At 62.8% G+C, this 20,488-nt stretch carries 19 protein-coding genes; 10 read left to right on the top strand and 9 right to left on the bottom strand.

Going from position 1 to position 20,488, the window contains the following annotated elements; genetic code table 11:
* Positions 1–64 precede the first annotated feature (64 nt).
* From C476_RS08360 to C476_RS08350, 3 genes are all read left to right on the top strand, one after another.
* A complete protein-coding gene (locus C476_RS08360) occupies positions 65–1,771 on the top strand; it encodes an alpha,alpha-trehalose-phosphate synthase (UDP-forming) (RefSeq protein WP_008011853.1) in 1,707 nt (568 codons plus the stop codon).
* 3 nt (positions 1,772–1,774) lie between these two features.
* Positions 1,775–2,590 (top strand): trehalose-phosphatase, encoded by an 816-nt coding sequence (gene otsB, locus C476_RS08355; RefSeq protein WP_008011852.1) that lies wholly within the window; start codon positions 1,775–1,777, stop codon positions 2,588–2,590.
* Positions 2,591–2,768: 178 nt separating this feature from the next.
* Positions 2,769–3,119, top strand: a complete 351-nt coding sequence (locus C476_RS08350; RefSeq protein ID WP_008011850.1) for a winged helix-turn-helix domain-containing protein — start codon at positions 2,769–2,771, stop codon at positions 3,117–3,119.
* Between the two features lie 96 nt (positions 3,120–3,215).
* On the opposite strand, the gene C476_RS08345 is transcribed toward C476_RS08350, so the two are convergent.
* The 4 genes from C476_RS08345 to C476_RS08330 all read right to left on the bottom strand — a co-directional run bounded on the left by C476_RS08345 (position 3,216) and on the right by C476_RS08330 (position 7,147).
* The gene (locus C476_RS08345) at positions 3,216–3,992 is read right to left on the bottom strand and encodes a hypothetical protein (protein WP_008011849.1); all 777 of its coding nucleotides are present in this window, start codon (positions 3,990–3,992) and stop codon (positions 3,216–3,218) included.
* Between the two features lie 84 nt (positions 3,993–4,076).
* Positions 4,077–4,343, bottom strand: a complete 267-nt coding sequence (locus tag C476_RS08340; protein ID WP_008011846.1) for a hypothetical protein — start codon at positions 4,341–4,343, stop codon at positions 4,077–4,079.
* Positions 4,344–4,658: 315 nt separating this feature from the next.
* A complete protein-coding gene (locus tag C476_RS08335; RefSeq protein WP_008011844.1) occupies positions 4,659–6,764 on the bottom strand; it encodes a bacterio-opsin activator domain-containing protein in 2,106 nt (701 codons plus the stop codon).
* 131 nt (positions 6,765–6,895) lie between these two features.
* Positions 6,896–7,147, bottom strand: coding sequence for an MTH865 family protein (locus C476_RS08330; RefSeq protein WP_008011842.1), 252 nt, complete (start codon positions 7,145–7,147; stop codon positions 6,896–6,898).
* A gap of 191 nt (positions 7,148–7,338) precedes the next feature.
* Between C476_RS08330 and C476_RS08325 the strand changes: the two genes are divergently transcribed.
* Positions 7,339–7,725: a ribbon-helix-helix domain-containing protein gene (locus C476_RS08325; RefSeq protein WP_008011840.1), complete on the top strand. Its 387-nt coding sequence runs from the start codon at positions 7,339–7,341 to the stop codon at positions 7,723–7,725.
* Positions 7,726–7,766: 41 nt separating this feature from the next.
* Here C476_RS08325 and C476_RS08320 read toward each other — a convergent pair whose 3' ends face one another.
* The 4 genes from C476_RS08320 to C476_RS08305 form a co-directional block, all read right to left on the bottom strand.
* Positions 7,767–9,356 carry a cobyric acid synthase gene (locus C476_RS08320; protein WP_008011837.1) on the bottom strand — a complete coding sequence of 530 codons (1,590 nt, stop codon included), beginning with the start codon at positions 9,354–9,356 and terminating at the stop codon, positions 7,767–7,769.
* A 95-nt stretch (positions 9,357–9,451) separates the two neighbouring features.
* Complete coding sequence (locus C476_RS08315) at positions 9,452–9,661, bottom strand: hypothetical protein (protein WP_008011836.1); 210 nt, start codon at positions 9,659–9,661, stop codon at positions 9,452–9,454.
* Between the two features lie 85 nt (positions 9,662–9,746).
* Positions 9,747–11,213 carry a hypothetical protein gene (locus tag C476_RS08310; protein ID WP_008011834.1) on the bottom strand — a complete coding sequence of 489 codons (1,467 nt, stop codon included), beginning with the start codon at positions 11,211–11,213 and terminating at the stop codon, positions 9,747–9,749.
* A complete protein-coding gene (locus C476_RS08305) occupies positions 11,210–11,971 on the bottom strand; it encodes an ABC transporter ATP-binding protein (protein ID WP_008011832.1) in 762 nt (253 codons plus the stop codon). The genes C476_RS08310 and C476_RS08305 overlap by 4 nt, the downstream gene beginning before the upstream one ends.
* A 159-nt stretch (positions 11,972–12,130) precedes the next feature.
* Here C476_RS08305 and C476_RS08300 point away from each other — a divergent pair, with 159 nt between their 5' ends.
* The 6 genes from C476_RS08300 to C476_RS08275 all read left to right on the top strand — a co-directional run bounded on the left by C476_RS08300 (position 12,131) and on the right by C476_RS08275 (position 19,144).
* The gene (locus tag C476_RS08300; RefSeq protein WP_049911687.1) at positions 12,131–13,579 is read left to right on the top strand and encodes a bifunctional ADP-dependent NAD(P)H-hydrate dehydratase/NAD(P)H-hydrate epimerase; all 1,449 of its coding nucleotides are present in this window, start codon (positions 12,131–12,133) and stop codon (positions 13,577–13,579) included.
* Positions 13,572–14,093, top strand: coding sequence for a cyclic pyranopterin monophosphate synthase MoaC (gene moaC / locus C476_RS08295; protein ID WP_008011826.1), 522 nt, complete (start codon positions 13,572–13,574; stop codon positions 14,091–14,093). Before C476_RS08300 ends, moaC begins: the two co-directional genes overlap by 8 nt.
* A gap of 13 nt (positions 14,094–14,106) precedes the next feature.
* Positions 14,107–15,129, top strand: a complete 1,023-nt coding sequence (locus C476_RS08290; RefSeq protein WP_008011823.1) for an NAD(P)H-dependent flavin oxidoreductase — start codon at positions 14,107–14,109, stop codon at positions 15,127–15,129.
* A gap of 125 nt (positions 15,130–15,254) precedes the next feature.
* The gene (locus tag C476_RS08285; RefSeq protein ID WP_049911675.1) at positions 15,255–16,430 is read left to right on the top strand and encodes a sugar phosphate nucleotidyltransferase; all 1,176 of its coding nucleotides are present in this window, start codon (positions 15,255–15,257) and stop codon (positions 16,428–16,430) included.
* A 2-nt stretch (positions 16,431–16,432) separates the two neighbouring features.
* Positions 16,433–18,235: a glutamine--fructose-6-phosphate transaminase (isomerizing) gene (gene glmS / locus C476_RS08280; protein ID WP_008011819.1), complete on the top strand. Its 1,803-nt coding sequence runs from the start codon at positions 16,433–16,435 to the stop codon at positions 18,233–18,235.
* Positions 18,236–18,316: 81 nt separating this feature from the next.
* The gene (locus C476_RS08275) at positions 18,317–19,144 is read left to right on the top strand and encodes an undecaprenyl-diphosphate phosphatase (RefSeq protein ID WP_008011817.1); all 828 of its coding nucleotides are present in this window, start codon (positions 18,317–18,319) and stop codon (positions 19,142–19,144) included.
* A gap of 62 nt (positions 19,145–19,206) precedes the next feature.
* Here C476_RS08275 and C476_RS08270 read toward each other — a convergent pair.
* Positions 19,207–20,488, bottom strand: a 1,282-nt coding sequence (locus C476_RS08270) for an RNA-guided endonuclease TnpB family protein (protein ID WP_008011815.1), incomplete at its 5' end; no start/stop codon positions are given.

The raw sequence follows: 20,488 nt of genomic DNA, 5'->3' as shown, positions 1-20,488 counted from the left end.
TAGTAACCCCCCAGCGAGCGCAGGCCGCGAAGCAACCAGTGGTGAGACTGTGCTGTTTCAGCGAATGCGAGTTCCAGAGCGGTTGCCGACGACGACTGTGTCCGATCGACAGTATCGAACTCGAGCCAGCGACCGCGGACGAACGGACGACGCGTCCGGGGGCGACGGTCCGAACTGTCCCGGGTCGTTGATCGTCGTTTCGAACCGCCAGCCGTACCGCCACAAGTACGAAGACGAATCCGCTTCGGACCCCACGAGCAGCGACGGGCACCCGTCATTTGGAGCCGACGGCGGGCTCGCTCGTCCGAATGATCAGCGATCGATCACGGTCGACGAGCCGACCGGCGGGCTGACCGCCGGCCTCGACCCCGTCGTCCAGGAAACCGACGGAACCTGGATCGCCTGGGGCGACGGCGACGCTGACTTCGCGGTCACGGACGACCGCAACTGCGTGGCCGTCCCACCAGATGAAGAGGCCTACACGCTGCGTCGACTCGATCTCTCGGAGGAGGCGATCGATGCCTACTACTACGGCTTTAGCAACCGCGTGCTCTGGCCGCTCTGTCATGGCTTTCCGGACCTCCTCGAGAATCGGCCGACCGACTTCGAGTGGTATCGGACGGTCAACGAACAGTTTGCCGAGGCGGTCGGCGACCATGCCGACGAGAATTCGGTGGTCTGGCTGCAGGACTACCATCTCGCGCTCGCGCCGCGGCTGATTCAGGACTCGATCCCCGACGGTGCGACCGTTGCCCACTTCTGGCATATCCCGTGGCCGATACCAGAGACGTTTCGACACTGTCCTGCCGGCGGCAATCTCCTCGAGGGACTGCTCGGCAACGACCTACTTGGGTTCCACGTCGGGGGGTACGCCGACCGCTTCGTCGACTGTGTCGACCGGTTCCTCCCGGCCGCTGATGTCGATCACACCCGACGGACGATTCGCTACGATGGGCGGACGACCCGCGTCGTCGCGACCCCGATGGGGGTCGATGCCGAAGCATACGACAGTGACGCACGCTCGACCGACCGCGACCGCCTCACAGCGCTGTTCGAGGAGTACGGAATCCCACAGGGAACGACGCTCGGGCTGGGGCTCGATCGCCTCGACTACACGAAAGGGATTCCGGAACGACTGGCAGCGCTCGAGCGATTCTTCGAGCGAAATCCGGGCTGGCGCGGTGAGTTTACGTTCGTCCAGAAGGCGACGCCCTCACGGACCGAAATTGAGACCTACCAGCAATACGGCGAGCTCGTCCGCAGCGAGGTCCAGCGGATCAACCGCCGCTTCGGGACCGCCGACTGGCGACCGATCGTCTACACGGAGGACGTCCTGCCACGGGAGGACCTCTGTACGCTCTATCGCCACGCCGACGCGATGGTAGTAAGCTCGCTGGTCGACGGAATGAACCTGGTCGCCCAGGAGTACGTCGCAGCGAGCGTCGACGGCGATGGCGCGTTACTGCTGAGCAATCGAGTCGGTGCCCACGAGCGGCTCGGCTCGCACGCGTTGACGATCGACCCCGCCGACGCAGAGGGGGTTGCGGCCCAACTCGAGTACGCGCTCTCGATGTCGGCACACGAGCGCCAGCGGCGGCTGAACACGCTCCGCCAGCGCGTCTTCAGCGGCGACATCCAGTCGTGGATGACGACGCAGTTCGACTGGATCAACCGCGTACACGACGACGCCGGGAGTTCCGACAAGTCCGGCCGAACCGGGAGGCGCACGGACTCGGAGTCCGACTCCCGAGAGCCCACGCCGCCAGTGTGACCGATGGGGGCTCCTGACACACCATCACCGCCACAGCCGCTCGAGGAGCAGTGGCCCCGGATTCGGGCGACGATCGACGACGCCACTAGCATCCTCGTCTGTCTGGATTTCGACGGGACGCTCGCCCCGATCGTCGAGGATCCCGATGACGCGACGCCGACCGAGCGCAATCAGGAGGCAGTGATGACGCTCGCGGACACACCCGGGGTGACGACGGCCGTCGTTAGCGGTCGAGCCCTGTTGGACGTCCGCGAGCGCATCAACGGTCCGTCGATTTATGCTGGCAATCACGGCCTCGAGCTCGCCCGTGATGGGGATATCTCTATCCATTCGGTCGCACGTGAACACGCCGCTTGCATCGAACGGCTCTGTGCCGTCCTCGAGGTCGCTCTCGCGTCCGTGCCGAACTGCCGGGTCGAAAACAAACGCCTGACCGGGACAGTCCATTTCAGAGCCGTTCCATCGGCAGCCGTCCCGACCGTCCGTCGGATCACCCATGACGTCGTCGACAGCGTCGGTGGCGACGCCCTCGAGATTTCACCTGGCAAGCAGATCCTCGAGATTGGCCCGGATTTGGCGTGGGGGAAAGGAGACGCAGTCGAGGTGATCGCTGCCGACGAGCCCTCTGAGACGGCCGTCATCTACGTCGGAGACGACGTCACTGACGAGTCAGCGTTCCGAACCGTCGAACCGGACGGACTCGGTATCAGGGTCGGCAGCGACGAACCCTCGACTGCGTCTGCTCGCGTCGAGTCGCCGGCGGACGTCGCGGACTTTCTCTCGTGGCTCGGCTCGACCGGCGTCGACTTGCTCGAGTGAGCTATGCTGTCGACCTTCGAGAGGGCGAAACTGGCGGGACTTTCGCTCCCGAAGACACGGCGGGCCATCGGCTCAGCACACCCGGATACTGATGACAATTACCAGTGCTGATTAACATATTCGAGCCGAAAGTATTAGTTACCACTGGAAATATAGTGTGGTACGAGAGTGAACACACGTGAAACTCCGTCAACCAACTGATTTCCTCATCCTCGAGGCGCTCGAGGACAAGGGCCGCAATGTCGCAACGAATCTGGCTTCGCACACGGGGAAAAGCCGGAAGAACATCAACACGAGACTCCCAGTGCTCGAGGATTATGGACTCGTCCGTAAAATCGGCCCCGCAGAGCGGTCCGGGCTCTACGAGATCACTTCGATGGGGAAAGCAGCACTGGTGTACCAGGACCAGTACAACGAAGCCGACGACTTCGAAGCGCTCATCGAGGGGCCAAACGCCAGCGCCGACGCAGACGGAGAGGCACAGGCGAGTTTCGCCCGTGGTGACACGGACAGCGACGACGACGAGTGACGAGTGGGTACGGCCTAGACTTGGCCAGCGGGCCGAAACCGGATGCCTCGAGTGGGCCCGACACAGTTCCGTTCTCGACGTGGGGCGACTGACCGGTCAGAGAGCGACATCGCCGTCGTAGCTCGCGAGTTCTCGACGAGCGCACGACGAAAAGCTGAAGCTAAGTGCTCGGTGCCGACCGTTCGTGTCGGGAATCGTCGTCCCGCACTGTGAGCGATCGTGATCGGACGCAGAATCCCACGCATAGCTGCTGAGCATCGGCGTCGCGACGACGGTGTCACCGTCGACAAATGCGGTGCCATGTTTGTGACCGAGGCCGAGTGCGTGGCCGATTTCGTGGAGGAGGACGTGCATCGTGTGTGCCGGCATCGTGTTCGGCGCGATCGATCGCGGTCCGTCGTCGACGAGCGTTTCGAACGACTCGAGGGCAGCGATATGTCGCGCTCCACCGACCGATGCGACGTGTGGAACGCCGTAGCCGGTGGGTGCCGTTTCCATGCTCCCGTCGGTAACCAGCAGGTTGACGTCTGACGCCGCCTCCAACTCACGGCCACCGAGGGCACCCGTCGCGACGGCCATCGGCCACTCGCCGCGGCTGGTGAGACGAGCGGCGTCTTCACTCGAAACCGAGACGGTCCCACCGATCGAGACTGCGAGCGTCCAGTACTCGAGCGAGAAGGTCGCGGTGAGATACTCGCGGATCCGCTTGGCGACGCCGTCGTATGTCGCGGCCTGTTCGGAGAGCCAGACTCGAATCTCGAGCGTGTCGGTGGCCCCGCGTGTCGTATAGGCAAGCGTCCCGAGCGAGAGCACCGAGCCGGCCGTTCCGAGGAACGCGCGACGGTTCACGAGTGCGAGTTTCGCAGCACGCACCCAGTCTCTATGGCTGAACCTGATCGTACATTAAATCGCCTCGAGGCGAGCGCCCGTCGGTGGATAGCCATGGCGTGATCGAGCCTACGCTGACGGCACGCGCTGAGTATCGACGACGCGGGCACAACACCCGGAAACGCGGATCTCGCGTCCTGCTGGGAGCTCCTCGAGTTCGATCGGGACCAACAGGAGTAACGCGTCGTCGTCAGTTTCGACCAGTCGTCGGTGCGGCGTTCGCTGTTGCATGCAAAACGTCCACTCATCGGTCCGAAGCCGGTGACGAACCTGCCAGTCGGTGTAGTATCGACCATCCGACCCTTCGAACACAGTCTCGAATGGCAGTGCTACCACGGCTATCCCACCCCCCACGATTGGGCGACTGCTGTCGTCTCGGACATTGCTATTCGATTGACTGACTGTCACGCGTATTGGCGCTCGGGTTCATATAGCCGACGTTTAAGCATCCGTGATGGTCTTCGAAGAGTGGAACTCTAGCTTCCGTGATAGTCGGCCAGACCAGCACGTTCTGCCGAGGGCGGACAGGCCACGAAACCGATGCTAGTCGGCTGTTTGGACCGTTTCACACGCTCTGACGGTTTCTGACGACCCATCACCGAACGACAGTCATTAGACGGGTGCGCTGGTACCCAGTGACAGCAGACAGTGTCACTCAGTGCTAGTACCAGTACCGGTGCTATCCTCGAAGAACTCTCCGAGAATCGACTTCAGTCCCTTTCGGAGATGTTGATGCATCGTCGGTGGCGAGATGTTCATCGCCTCGGCGATATCCTCGCCGGTACTCTCTCGCGGCCAGTCGAAGAACCCACCGTAGTAGGCGAGTCGTAACGTCGTCAGTTGGCGGTCAGTGAGCTCATCGAGGATTCGGGTTCGCCGCTCGGCTGCTGTCCTGACCGCCCGATCGACCTCTCGTCTGGCTACGAGCTCGGCGTCTTCGTAGACGACAGTCAGTGCCTCGGCGATCTCCCGGATGTTGGCGTCCTGTGACACCTCGATCAGACAGGTTGCAACACCGTCCTCGACGGTGACGTCCCGAATCGTCGACCCGTGGTTTGCGAGCGTGCGGACGCCCGATCTCCGAAGCCGCAACTCGATCGTACAGCGCTCGTCGCCGTCGTGAATGAGCCGACACTCCTCGACGGACTCGTGTGTCGTCGCCTCCTCGAGGACCGTTTCACCGTCCAAGCCGTCGACGGTGACGTACTGGAAGAGACGCCCGCCCGACGTCGTGCCAGCCCACTCGAGCGAGCCGGTACAGTCGTATTGCTCGGAGAGATCGAAGCAGAACGTGTCGCCGCCGTCGATCTGGAACTCGAGTTCGACGACGGAGTCGGCAAAGAGTAGCTGGCGGTTTTTGACGGCCATGATGGTAAAGCCGATCGTCTCGCCGAGCAATCTAAACTCGGCTCGCTCGCGCTCGCTGAAGGCGTCGTCGCGACTCGCAAGCACGGTGAGAACGCCGTAGGTCGCGTCTTCGTGTGTGATCGGAACGACGATGCCGGATCTGACATCGTCTTCGCGGGCCGCTGCCCGGAGTTCGTCCGGAAGTGATTCGTTCTCGGTGATGCTGTTCGTTGTCCGTAACTCGCCCGTTCGTGCTGCCTGCGCGACCGGGTTCTCGTACTCGCCGGTACAGTCACGCACACACTCGAGGATGGTTTCGGCGTCGCCCGCGCCGGTCCGGTATGACAGCCGGCCGTCGCCGGTCCGTTCGGCGATCCACGAGCCACAATACAGCTCCGAGTCGACGAGTTGTTCACAGACTTCGCGTTCGATGGTGTCTCTGGCCGGTGCCTCGACGAGCGTCTCGATGACTTGTCTGACGACGGCATTGATCCGGTTTAACGTCTCGAGTTGGTCCTGTCGCGATCGGAGCTGTCGCTCGCGCTCGACGCGTTCGGTGATATCTCGTGCCAGCCAGACGACGGCGCGTCGCCCCTGAACCCGCTCGTCGATCGGGACGACGCGGGCCTCGAACTGGCGGCAGCCATCGGTGGTGTCCGCCTGGTACTCGATCGACTGCACGCCGCCAGTTTGGATCGCTCGGTCGAGACAATCCTGCAAGTCCGCTGCGACCGTATCGGGAAACGCGTCCTCGAGCGTGGTGCCGACCAATTCGTCGGCGGGAACGGTGTAGAGGTCCGCTGACCTGGAACGGACCTTCGCCTCGAGATAGGTGCCGTCTTCGCCGATGACGAACGCTTCATCGGGGAGTTCGGTAGCGAGGATGTGGTGGTACCGGCTGTCGCCGTCATCCGATCGACCGCTGGTTTCGGATTGGACCGTCGAGACGATCCGGTCGATCGGATCTTCGTCGTACTCCGTCGGCACGTATTCGGTCGCGTCGGCACGGAGCGCCACCGTCGCGAGTCGTTCGCTGCCCTCGTGAGGGGCAACGATCGTCGGCACAGCCGGCAGGTCAGCGTTGACTCGCTGTAACAACGACTGAATGTCGCCCGGCCGGTCGAGTTCGAGCACGACAGCACTCGGCGTAATCCGTGCCGTCTCGCTGACGGCTGCCGTGTCCTCCGTACTGGAGAGCGCCGAGTCCCCACTGTGTTCCGCGTTCGTTTCCACGCCGCTGTCGCGTTCGGTGTCGGCAGGCGTCGTCATCGACTCGAGGGGACACTCGTGATTACAAACCGTTCGTACGTCGCGCTCGGTCGCCTGCTCGAGTCGTGGTCGAAGACGGCTCTCCTGGGTACGGGTGTCGATCACGATGACGATCGGTCTCGAGCACTGTCTCTCAGTCATTCGTATCGCTCCGTCCAGACAGTCCGCATCTGCTCTCTTCTCTCACAACTACGCTGTGGAATAAAAAGCCTGCTGGTCACCGGCTGACTCGCTTGCCCACCGACGAGAACCGGACGACGGCTGTCCGTAGCCTACAGTTCGTCTTGCTTTTTGAGCTCCCGGAGCAGGTCGTCGACAAGGGACTCGACATCGTCGTAGGGGAAATCCCCGCCCGTGGTCTTGGTGTTGAGTTCCATCGCGGTCATCGAGAAGTCGCCAGACTCGAATTTCGTCCCTGGGCCGTCGGGCAACGCCGGGACGAGATCCATCGGACTCGAGACCGGATAGTCGGCGTCTTCGAACGCGTCGATCATCTGCTCGCGGAGTTCAGCTTCGTCTACCATGACAGTCCGTCCTTTTGCGCGAACCCCAATAACTCTGCAGGAAGACACGAACTGGACCTCGAGCCGTGATCGGCGCGTCGCTGTGCTCCACGCCGGACCGGTCACGTCCGACAGGTCGCTCCACTGTTGGATTTCCAACCTGAACGGGATTGGCGAAACAATAATTAATGAGTACCGACCAGTCTAGGGAAATGGCGAAAGATACCGTCAGGTACCCCGACGACGTGGTCGAAGAGATCGACGCACTCGTCGAAGACGGTATGTTCGAGAGTAAGTCCGAGTTCTATCGGTTCTCCGCGGAGTACGTCCTCACCCTGATCAACGACGATCACGATGTCAAGACGTTCAACTTCGACGAGATCCAGGCCGAACTCGATATCAGCGACCGCGACCACGCCGAAGCGCTCGGGACAGACGGTGGCACCTTCTTCCTCGACGCGGTCATCAACGTCCGCAAACACGGACTGCGTGGCAACTACGAGGCCGCCGAACGCTTCATCGACACCCACTACGACGAGACCGACCAGGAGTGTATCATCCTCGAGGAACTACTCGGAACCTACCGCGACGGATCGTAGTCGCTCGAACGTCTCTGCTGTTGGTCTTGCCGTCTATTTTCTCACTCGCTGAATGGGTCGCCAAGCGCCGCCAGATCGACGTGTTCGCTGACGAGCCGTGCCGCGCGATCGTACGGCGTCGAGCCAGCATCCGTCGCATCCGAGTCCGGCGACGGTGACGCGTCCGTCTCCGCCTGCGGCGGCCAGTCGACCCCCGCCGTCGCCGCGACGTGTTCCAGAAACGCCGTCCGAACCGATTCGTTGTCGAACAGCCCGTGCAAATAGGTGCCCAGCACCTGTCCACGGGCCGCACTCGAGTCGCCCAGCGGCCGGGTCACGTCCTCGAGCGCCCGCGTCCGGCCGGCATGGATCTCGTACCCAGACGCAGGCCCGTCGGCACCCGCAAGCAGCGGTGACGCAGCGTCGTCAACGGGAACCGACGTCTGCTCGAGGCGTTTGTCCCCCTCGAATCGGGTTTCGACCGGCAGCAGGCCAAGGCCATCGACGGTATCGTCCGTGCCCGTTCCCTCGAGCGCAGCGTTGGTGATCCGCTCGCCGAGCATCTGGTAGCCGCCACAGATCCCGACAACCGGGCCGTCGAAGGTCGCAAGCGCGTCGGCGAAGCCGGCCTCGTGGAGTGCCAGCAGGTCGTCGACCGTGTTCTTCGTCCCTGGGATGACGACTGCGTCGGCGTCGACTCCCTCGAGCGGATCAGCTGTCCCGTCGCCGTCGACTGGCACGTAGACAACCGAGACGCCGGGTTCGTCCGCCAGCGCCTCGAGATCGGTCGCGTTCGAGATTCGCGGCAGCCGGGGGACAGCGATCCGGAGCCGTCGATCGGCGGGGACGCCATCCTCGTCGCCGACGACACCTCGTTCCTCGCTGCCGGGGAGGCCGACGCTGTCCTCTTCGGGGAGACCGGGATCGTCGTAGGGGAGCACGCCCAGAATCGGCACACCAGTTCGGGATTCGATCTCCTCGATGCCGGGCTCGAGCAGGGACGGATCGCCGCGGAACTTGGTGATAACCGCGCCGACGATTCGGTCGCGAAGCGCGTCGGGGACGAGTTCGATGGTGCCATAGAGGCTGGCGAATGCCCCGCCGCGTTCGATGTCGACCAGCAGAAGGATGTCGGCGTTGGCGAACTCGGCCGTCTCGACGTTTGCGAGGTCCCGATCGTGGAGGTTGATCTCGCCGATGCTGCCCGCGCCCTCGGCGATGATCACGTCGTTGTCGGCCGCCAGTCTGCGATAGGACTCTTCGGCGGCCTCGCGTGCTTGGTCCCAGTACTCCTCGTAGTAGGTTCCCGCGGGAACGTGGTCGTGGGCCTCGCCTTGCAGGACGAGCTGGCTCTCACCGTCGCCGCGAGGTTTGAGAAGAACGGGGTTGCAGTCGGTGGTGGGAGTCATGCGGGCCGCTCGAGCCTGAACGAATTGGGAGACGCCGATTTCGCCCCATCGATCGTCAGTTTCGCCATCTCCTTGACCGTCCGCGTCCGGCCGTACGACGACGCGCGCGTTGTTACTCATATTCTGGCCCTTGTACGGCGCGACGTCGACCCCACGGTCGGCGAGCAATCGACAGAGGCCGGCCGCGACCGTCGACTTGCCGACGTGACTCGCGGTTCCGGCGACGAGAAGCGTTCGTGTCATCCGCGTTGGCGGTACTCCCGCTGCAGGGTGTATTGTCCTATCGGTTCGCCTCAAGGAGTCTAGGCCATCCTCTTCTCAGTTTACCCGTCCCGTTGTCACTCGGCAGTTCCGGATTCCGACGGCTGTCCGTTCTCGAATTCGACTTGTTCGTCGGAATGGGGCACGATGTGGCTCAGAATATCGTGTGGGACGTAGCCGATATTGTATCCCTCCTCGTCGCGCAGGACGATACCGTGTTCGTACTCGCGGAAGTCGAAACAATCGATCTCTTCGTACGCGTTGCCTGGTTTGAAAATGACCCTCATGCAGTGACATCAACGGGCCGACGGTTTCTCCTGTCCCTTGCGAACGAAGGCGACAGCTGGGCTGCCGCGTAACGGCATGTGCCGTTCATTCCGTCCGATATTTTGCGTCCCAACGTGGCCCGGCGCGACTCGAGAGGACGATCCCAATGACACCCATCACGACCCCGCCGACACCGAGCGCAGCAGCGAGTTCGACTGACGGCGGGACGACGACGAAGCCGGCAACCAGCGTCGGCACGAGTGCGACGGCCACGCCGACGGTAAACGTCGCGAAACGAACGGCATCGAAGAGGAACTCGTTCGGATCGAAGCCAGCGATATAGACGGTGAGGCCGTAGTAATACAGCGCGTAGCCGGCCAGCAAGATCGCGCCGACGACGGCATCGAGCAGCGTCGCATTGAACCAGATAACGGCCGCGAGGTATGGCACGGCGACCGTCGGCGCACCGACGAGCACGAATGCGATTCGCTTGGCCCGGAAGACGTCCGCGATCGAGACGGGGTAGGCGAGATAGGCCTCGAGCGAGTCGAACTGTGTCAGCCAGTTGTAGGTCGTAAACGCCGAGAGGCCGAGGACGCCGCCGAAGAAGATCCCCGGCGCGGGCACGATGCCGGTAATCGAATCGACGACACCGACGAGCGCGGCTACGAGCGCGAGCAGGATCGACGCCGAGACGAACGGCTTCCAGACGCCGCCCGAGGAGCGCGCGAGGTCGAGTAGTGACTTCGTGACCAGCGGCGCGTTCTCGAAGGGGAGTGCCCCACTAAGCCGGGCAAAGCGATCGGTCGCGGTCCGCGAGGGTCGACCGTACGTCGGATTGTAGGCCACGAGCGAGACCATCGCGACGACGATGGTGCTGACGGCCAGCCCGCCAGCGGCGATCGCGGAGCCGCGCACCGGCACCAAAACGGACTGAACGGCACCGAGGCTGCCCGTGGCCCAAATGCCGACGACGGAGAGGCCAACCGCCAGCCCGATAGTCCACGGCGGCACGCCGCGAGTTCGAATGGCAATTAGCCCGACTGTTGTCGCCATCCCGACCGCGAAAACGAGACAGAGCGATAGCCAGAACAGCCCGACGGCGACCGGCGTCGCAGCCGAAAAACCCGTCAGAGCCGCGCTCGAGAGTGCCATCGGCAGTACGAATGCAACGCCGTAGAACAACGCGTCCTTCAGGAGAAAGACACCGAGCAACCACCGTCGCGAGAGCGGCAGCGTCGTCGACGACGAGAGCAACAGCGACAGCCGGCCGAAGACGTTCTCGAGCATATCCGAACCCGCGAAGCCGGCAGTGCCGCTATAGAGGCCGAAGGCGACGGCGAGTGCGTGCAGGCCACCGACGATCGTTCCTTGCGCGGTGCCGGTCTCGAGCAGCGCGACCGTCGCTCCCACCGCGAGGACGGCGATGACGACCGGGAAGAGCGCGAAGCGCCAGCCGCCGAACAGTTGAGTGTGCATACGCCACTCTTCGCGGAAGAGCACCGCGAGCAGCCGCCGGGTCGAAAGGCCACCTCCCGAATCTGGCCGATCGCTCGTCGTGGACCCAGTCATGAGCCCAGGTGCTCGAGCGTCGGCGTGTCTCGCGTCTCTTCGGCCTCGACACGTTCGAGAAAGAGCTCGAGTAGCGATCCCTCGCCCTCATCCGCACCGTTGTCAAGCGAGCGTTCGGTCACGAGCTGACCGTCGGCGACGATGCCGACGCGGGTACAGATCTCCTCGGCGACGTCGATGTTGTGCGTCGAGACGAAGACGGCGTTGTCGCCGGCTGCATAGGAAATCAGGAACCGCTTGACTTGCTCCTGGACGAGCGGATCGAGGTTCGCTAGCGGCTCGTCGATGAAGACGACATCCGGTTCGTGGATGAACGCCTGCGTGATCATCACCTTCTGTTGTTGGCCCCGGGAGAGATCGGTATGCAGCGTCTCGAGTTTGCTCTCGAATCCCAGTCGCTCGGCCCACGCCACCGTCTGGTCGGCAACCCGGTCAGCCGAGAGATCCCGCACCTCGCCGACGAACTCGAGGTACTCACGCGGTGTTAGAAAGCTCGGCGGTGATCCCTGTTCTGGCAGGATACCGACTTTCCGGCGCGTCTCGAGCGGTTCCGTCGCCGGATCGGTCTCGAGGACGCGGACCGTTCCCGCGTCTGGCTGGACCTGCCCGGTCAGCGTTCGGATCGTCGTCGTCTTCCCCGCCCCGTTCGGGCCGAGAAAGCCGTACAGTTCGCCGCGCTCGACGGTGAAGTTCATCCCGGCGACCGCCTCGACGGCTCCGTAGGACTTTCGCAGCCCGTCTACGCGAATTGCACCCATCTGAACGCCGAACTATTCACAGGAACTGATAATAACGGTGCTGGTCGCGGAATCCACATGCGTTCAGTTCGTGTCACGCTCGACTAACGATCGATGACGACCACCGAACGAGTTGCACTGTCCGCAATCTTCAACGGTCGGCCGGCCGAACCCTCGCGTATGATTACAGGCGAGCGAATGGCCGCTGTCGACGCAAACGCCGCGGCGCTGGGCGTGCCACAAAAGCAGTTGATGGAATCGAGCGGACACGCGGTCGCTCGAGCGATCCGAGAGATCGCCGACCCGGGCGCTCGCATCGTCATCGTCGCTGGCCGGGGGAACAACGGCGGTGACGCGTTCGTTGCCGCCCGATTCCTGGACGCGTACGACGTCACGACGCTGTTACTCGGCCGCGCCGAGTTGATCGGGACGGACATTGCCCGTGAGAACTGGGACGCGCTCGAGCAGGCGGACTACGACACCCGCGAGGTGACCGACTCGAGCGCCCTCACACCGGACTCGAGTGCGTTCGATCTCAGTGAGGCGGACGTGATCGTCGACGCGATGCTCGGCACGGGGATCAGCGGCGACCTTCGGGAACCAGCAGCGACTGCGGCGGCAGCGATCAACGACACTGACGCGACCGTCCTCGCGGTCGACGTTCCATCCGGCTTCGACGCCGACGGGGGAGATCATGCGTCTAACGGCGTCGAAGCCGACCACGTTGTCACCTTCCACGATACGAAACCAGGGCTCGATGACCTCGACGCCGAGCTCACCGTCGCTGACATCGGGATTCCGGCTGCCGCCGAACGGTTCGCCGGTCCCGGCGATGTCACCCTCGCCCGGCCACAGAGTCGCGACGGCCGCGTCTTCGTCATCGGCGGCGGCCCCTACACTGGCGCGCCGGCACTCGCCGCACAGGCAGCGCTCCGAGCCGGGGTCGAACTTTCGTTCGTCGCCGCACCGGAGTCCGTCGCCGGCGAGATTCAGAGCTACGCCGAGGACCTCATCGTCCAGCCCTACGGAAGTGATCGCCTCTCACCCGACCAAGCCGACGACCTCGCCGAAACGGCCGAACGCCACGATGATATCGTCGTCCTCGGTCCCGGCCTCGGCACCGCAGACGAGACGCTCGAGGCGACGCGCCAGTTCCTCGCGTCCTACACGGGGGCAGCGGTCGTCGACGCCGACGCGTTATCGGTCGTCCCCGAGATCGACACCGAGGCGACACTCGTCTGTACGCCGAACCGCCGGGAACTCGCCCGGATGGGCGGGCCGGACACCGATTCGCTTCGCGACGCAGTCGACGAGATCGAGGCCTTCGCGGCCGACCTGGGCCACGTCGTCCTCGCGAAAGGAGTCGACGACGTGATAACCGACGGCGATCGCACCCGGATCTGCCGGTCGGGAACGCCGGGAATGAAAGTCGGCGGCACCGGTGACTTGCTTGCGGGGATCGTCGCGGCGCTGCTCGAGGAGACCGATCCACTCGAAGCTGCGACGGCTGGCGCGTACGTCAGCGGTATCGCAGGCGAGCGTCTGGCCGACAGCGATGCACTGGGTGTACTCGCCTCCGAGATGCTCGACGAAATCCCCGCGGCGCTGTGGGGTGAGACGGATGCGTGAGAACGACGACGCGGCCGACTCGAGCGGCGACGACCACGCAGCCGATGACCTCACCCACACCACCGACGAAGGCGACGTCCAGATGGTCGACGTCGGCGACAAACCAGACAGCGAACGTCGCGCGGTCGCAGCCGGCGAGATTCGGCTCCAGCCGTCGACGATCGAGGCCATCCGCGCTGATCAAGTAGGCAAGGGTGACGTGCTCGCGACCGCCCGCGTCGGCGCGATTCAGGCCGTCAAACACACCTGGGAGACGATCCCAATGTGTCACCAGATCCCGATCACGAACGTCGACACCGACTTCTCACTTGCCGAGGACCGGATCGAACTTCGAGTCGCTGTCGAGACCACCGGCAAGACGGGGTGTGAGATGGAGGCCCTCGAGGGTGTCACGACCGGGCTCAACGTCGTCTGGGATATGGTCAAAGCCGTCGAGAAAGACGATTCGGGTCAGTATCCCGATACCGGGATCGAAAACGTTCGGGTACTCACGAAAGAAAAACAGCGGCCGTGAGTAAGCGGGAGAAATGATGCTGCAGACGCACCTCTGTGAACTGCTCGAGATCGACTATCCGATCGTTCAGGCCCCGATCGGGAGCGCCACGTGTCCCGAACTCGCAGCAGCCGTCTCGAACGCCGGCGGTCTCGGTCACCTCGCAGTGACGTGGCGCGACCGAGAGGAAACCCGACGGGTAGTCCAGAAAACTCGTGAGCTAACAGACCAGCCGTTCGCTGTCAACCTCGTGTGTGACGATGCGACGACAACCGTGGATACCGACGAACACCTCGAGGTCGTTCTCGAGGCCGGAGTCGACATCGTCACGCTCTCGTTCGGCGAGGCAGCGCCCTACATCGACCGAGTTCACGAGGCAGGCGTACTCGTCTCACAGACCGTCGGGAGCGCTGCAGAAGCGCGCAAGGCTGTCGCCGCCGGTGTCGACGTGATCGTGACACAGGGCTTCGAGGCCGGCGGGCACGTACAGAGCGGGGTGTCGACGATGGCGCTCGTTCCCAGGGTCGCAGATGCCGTCGGCGATGCGGTGCCGATCGTCGCCGCTGGTGGCATTGCCGACGGACGAGGGATTGCGGCTGCGCTCACACTAGGCGCTGACGGCGCGTGGCTCGGCACGCGGTTCGTCGCGACCGAAGAGGCACGCGTTCACGAGACGTATCTCCGCCGACTCCGTGAGAGCAACGAAACCGACACCGAGTACACCTGTCTTTTCGATAAGGGCTGGCCAGGAATGCCTCATCGCGTGTTGCGAAACGAGACGCTCGAGCGATGGGAGTCGGCAGGACGGACACCTCCAGGCGATCGTCCCGGTGAGGACGACATCGTTGCACGGACCGACGACGGTGACGGCGAACCGATCGAACGCTATGCCGAAGCCCTCGCGACGCCGGATGTTAAGGGGGATATCGACGACATGGCGCTGTTTGCAGGGCAGAGCGTCGGGCTGACGGACGATATTCAGCCCGCGGAGTCGCTGCTCGAGGAACTCGTCGTGGAAACGCGTGACGCGTTTGAGGGTCTGGGCCGAGACGACTGAGCGGTCATCATTGGAGTTCTCGAGCCGTAATCCTGTCACGGGTCACCAACCCCATCTCGAATGTTACTGTTGAGTGAAAATCCGATCCACAAGAACAATAGTCGTTCATTACTGTTATTCTTGACATGCCAATCAGTTCTGCGGTGGTCCTTGCAGCGGGGGAAGGGGCCAGACTTCGGCCGTTGACGAAACATCGGCCGAAGCCGATGCTTCCTGCAGCGACCAAACCTATACTCGAGCACGTCTTCGATGCGCTCGTCGACGCCGATATCACGGAGATTACCGTTGTCGTCGGCTACGGTCGCACACACGTGCAGTCGCACTTCGGATCGACGTACCGCGGTGTGTCGATCGACTACGTCGTCCAAGACAAGCAACTCGGCAGTGGCCATGCGCTTCTGGAAGCCGAACCCAAGGTTTCGGGTCCGCAGCTCGTACTCAACGGTGATCAGCTCGTCGAACAGAGGCTCATCGAGGACGTTCGTGAAGCCCATGATAACGACGCTATCGCAACGCTTGGACTCGTTCGAGACGGGGACATCGCTAACTACGGCGGCGTGATCCTCGAGGACGACGAGCACGTCACGGAGATCGTCGAACGGCCCCGTGACGACCGCAGTTACCATCTCAACGCAGGAGTCTATGCGTTCGAGCCCGAAATCTTCGAATACCTCCGTGGCCCAGAGCCCCAGTTCAACGAATACTCGCTCGTCGACGGTATTGCGAACGCGATCGATGCAGACGAAACCGTCCGCGGTGTCACATCCGCCGGGTTCTGGTACGACGCGACGTATCCGTGGGACTTACTCGAGGTGACGGAGACGCTCCTCGGGAGTACAAACGGCGTTGAAAGCACAGTATCGACCGACGCCCAGATTCATGAGTCCGCGACGATCGTCGAACCGGTCGTGATTTCGACGGACTGCGTCATCGGCCCGGGGAGCGTCGTCGGTCCGAACGTCGCGCTCGGCGAGAACGTGACGGTGGGAGCGAACGCAGTCGTCGAGAACAGTGTCGTCGATGCAGACACCCGCATCGGAGCAAACGCAACACTTATCGATGGTGTGACTGGCCATGGCGTCCAGATCGGCGCTGGCTCGACCATGGTCGGTGGCCCCGGCGATGTCCGCGTTGGCGATCGAATCCACGAGAACGAGCGGCTGGGTGCTGTGCTCGCGGATCGTGTTCGTGATGGAGGCGGTGTGACCTACGCGCCGGGAACGGTCGTCGGCTCCGATGCTGTTATTACCGCTGGCACAGCCGTCAGCGGGACGGTCGACGATGGAACGGAGGTGCAGTGACGATGTGTGGTATCGTCGGGTATGTTGGGACGTCCAACGGTGTCGACGCCGTCGATGTGGTCCTCGATGGCCTGTCAAGTCTCGAGTATCGCGGCTATGACTCTGCCGGCCTTGCTGTGCCAACACCGTCGGTGAGGGTTCACAAGACAGAGGGCGAGCTATCAGCACTCGAGAACACGGTTCCGAGAGACGAACTCGAGGGTGCATTGACTGGGATCGGCCATACGCGCTGGAGTACGCACGGTCCCCCATCCGATGTGAACGCACACCCACACCGCGACGAAGAAGGTCGCGTTGCAGTCGTTCACAACGGCATCATCGAGAACTACCAGCGGCTGCGCGACGATCTCATCGACGCTGGAGTCACGTTCCAGAGCGAGACCGACACCGAAGTCGTCCCGCAGTTGATCGGTCGCTATCTCGACCGCGGCGCGGCTCCCGAGGAAGCGTTCCGACTGACGATCGATCAACTCGAGGGCAGTTACGCGATCGCTGCTGTCTTCGATGGATCAGAGACAGTGTACGCGGCTCGTCAGGACTCCCCACTCGTCGTCGGCCTCGGCGAAACTGGCACGTATCTCGCAAGTGATGTCCCCGCGTTCGTCGAGCACACAGACCGCGTCTGTTATCTCGAAGATGGCGATTTCGTTCGGCTGACTGCCGACGATGCTGTCGTCACTGATGCGGAGGGCAACCCCGTCGACCGGCCGATAGAAACGGTTGCGTGGGATCCCGAAGACGCAGAAAAGAGTGGCTACGACCACTACATGCTCAAGGAGATCCACGAGCAGCCGAAAGCCCTACGGCAGTGTCTTCGCGGTCGAATCGACGATCTCGATGGAGCGGTCGATCTCGAGGACCTTGCTGACCTCGACCACGAGGGGCCGGTACAGTTCGTCGCCTGCGGGACGTCGTATCACGCAGCGCTGTTCGGCGCTGAGCGACTCCGAGAAGCAGGGGTTCGGGCGCAGGCGTTCCTCGCCAGCGAGTACGCGAGCGATCGCGTCCCCATCGACGATGAGACCCTCGTCGTCGGCGTTACCCAGAGCGGCGAAACGGCTGATACATTACGCGCGCTTCGAGAGGCCGCCCGCGCCGGGGCGACGACGCTCGCGGTGACCAATACGGTCGCCAGTTCGGCTGCACGCGAGTGTGATCACGCTCTCTATATCAGAGCCGGTCCCGAGATCGGCGTCGCCGCGACGAAGACCTTTGCAAGCCAGCAGTTGGCACTCGCACTCTTGGCATTCACACTCGGTGACGGGCCAACTCGCGAAGAACTCGAGGCACTCCGTGATATTCCCGGCCAGGTCAGGACTGTCCTCGAGACGACTGATGCACGGGCGATCGCCGAGGAGTATGCCGACGCTGACGCGTACTTCTTCATCGGCCGTGGGTACCACTATTCCGTTGCGCTCGAGGGCGCGCTGAAGATGAAAGAGATTACCTACCGACATGCGGAAGGGTTCGCGGCTGGCGAGTTGAAACACGGCCCGCTCGCGCTTGTGACCGAAAACACGCCCGTGTTCGCAGTCGTCACCGGTGACGATGAGACCGCACGGAAGACCATCGGAAACGTCAAAGAAGTCGAGGCTCGCGATGCGCCCGTCGTGGCGATCACCGACGGCGAGTCCGACGTGGGGCGGTACGCCGATCACGTCCTCGAGATTCCTGCTGTCGGTGATTTCGGCAGCTCTGTGCTCGCGAACGTTCAGTTACAACTGGTCGCCTACTGGGTTGCGAACCTGCTGGGACGCTCGATCGATAAACCGCGCAATCTGGCCAAGAGCGTGACGGTCGAGTAGCTCGGTCACAATTCATCTTCTCGCTCGATCACTGACTCGAATCGGATTCATTTAAGTTATCACACTGTCGCATCATCATCAGTGAGCCGAATCGACCTCGTCGTCGCAATCCTCGCCGGGATCGTTCAGGGAATCGTCGAGTGGTTGCCCGTCTCGAGTCAGGGCAACCTGGCGCTGTTCTTGACTGTCGTGGGCACCGACCCTGCAGTTGCGGTGCAACTGGCGCTGTTCTTGCAGGTCGGTACGACGCTCTCGGCAGCGGTCTACTACCGCGATGATATTGCGACGGCCATCCGCGCAGTGCCCGGCTGGCGACCTGACAGCGCGTACGCTGGCGAGAACGCCATCGCGTCGTACGTCGTTGTCGCCACGCTAATGACTGGCGTCGTGGGAATCCCACTGTACGTGTATGCAGTTGATCTCGCCGGCCAGCTTACCGGCGGCATCTTCATCGCGGCTATCGGTGTTCTCCTGGTGCTCACGGGTATCCTTCAGCTCGCCTCGGAGTCGGTGTCAATGGGGATCCGTGACGCGCCGACGCTACCTGACTCGGTTCTGGTCGGGGCCGTCCAGGGCGTTGCGATCCTTCCAGGAATCTCACGGTCTGGTATCACGACGAGCGCACTGCTGTTTCGGAGCTACGATCCGCCGGCAGCGTTCCGTCTCTCCTTTTTGTTGTCGATCCCTGCCAGTCTCGGTGCGGCTGCTCTCACTATCACGGGTTCCGGTGGTCTTCCCGGTATCGAGCCAGTGCCTGCATTAGCGGCACTTGGAGTCAGTTCCTTCGTCGGCTATCTCACCATCGACGCCCTCATGCGGATCGTCGATCGCATCCCGTTCTGGGTCGTCTGTTTCGGCCTTGGCGGGCTCGCGATTGTCGGTGGGGGAGTTGTTTCTGTCGTCGTGTGACATCCTCGCCCGTCCTAAAGGACAGGGCTTCCTACAAGGGAAGCCTCGTGTCGAGGGAGGTTTCAGGACTCAAAGACCGCAAGCGTCGTCTGTCGGGATTGCCGACTCGGCGAGCGGTGTCCTGTGGCCGTGTCACAACGGCTCCCATCCCGTGGCGAGTCATCGCGCTCCGGTTTCCAAGGAACGCTCTCTCCCCACGGGTCAATGCGACCAGCAATGTTTGCTGCTGCGTTGATATCCGCCTGATACTCCGTCACCCAACACTCCGCGTTCGTACACGTGAACTCAGCTTGCGATCCACGACGGCCGATGTGGCCGCAAGCGTGGCACGTCTGAGACGTGTAGCGCGGGTTCACGAACTCGACTGGGACACCGGCTTCGAGGGCTTTGTCCTCGATACGGTCGGTGATCCAGGCAAACGCCCACGAGTGCAAGCGTCGATTCATGTACTTCCCGTAATCCAGATTCTCGCGGATGTACGACAAGTCCTCAAGAACGATCACTGGATCGTCAAAGGACTCGGCGTACTCGACGGCTTCTCGAGACGCCTTCTCGACGATGTCCGTCAGGGCGTTCTGGTAGTGGTCGAAGCGTTCGTCCACGCGCCACTGCTCNTCGACGGCTTCTCGAGACGCCTTCTCGACGATGTCCGTCAGGGCGTTCTGGTAGTGGTCGAAGCGTTCGTCCACGCGCCACTGCTCGGCGTCACGCTCTTGGAGGCGTTTCAGCGTCATGTACATCTCCTTGCGGAGTGCTCGCGAACGACCGCCGTCGTAGATGTACGGTTGAGTCGGAGTATCGTTCTGACAGGCACAGCCCGTCAGAAGCTTGGACTCACCGATATCGAAACCAATTCGGGTCGGNTAGATGTACGGTTGAGTCGGAGTATCGTTCTGACAGGCACAGCCCGTCAGAAGCTTGGACTCACCGATATCGAAACCAATTCGGGTCGGATCGTCCGGGATCTCTGGGTCGGCGACCTCGTACTCGACGGTGACGTGCAGCACCCAATTCGTGCGGCACTGTTGCAGTCGGAACTCACCGACTGTCGCGTTCTCGTCGAGCAGGTCGAACCACAAGGATTCCTGTTCGGGATTGATCCGGAGCGGAATCCAGAAAGCGTTCCCACGTCCGGCCTGTGGAACACGCCAGCAGAACTCGCACACACGGTCGTCGGAGTGGTCGATTCGGAATCCCCGGTTCGTGAACCGGACCGGATGGTCGTCTTCGAGTTCCGACGCGTTGTACGTCCGCCGGAGTTGTGGGACGTAGTTCTTGAGCGCGTCCTTCGCGTAGGACGTAAGATTGTAGCCGGTAACAACATCGTTGACCGCCGACTGCGTG

It is taken from the genome of Natrinema limicola JCM 13563 (assembly GCF_000337475.1).
Lineage (GTDB): Archaea > Halobacteriota > Halobacteria > Halobacteriales > Natrialbaceae > Natrinema > Natrinema limicola.
This window is presented reverse-complemented; position numbering and strand designations above follow the sequence as displayed.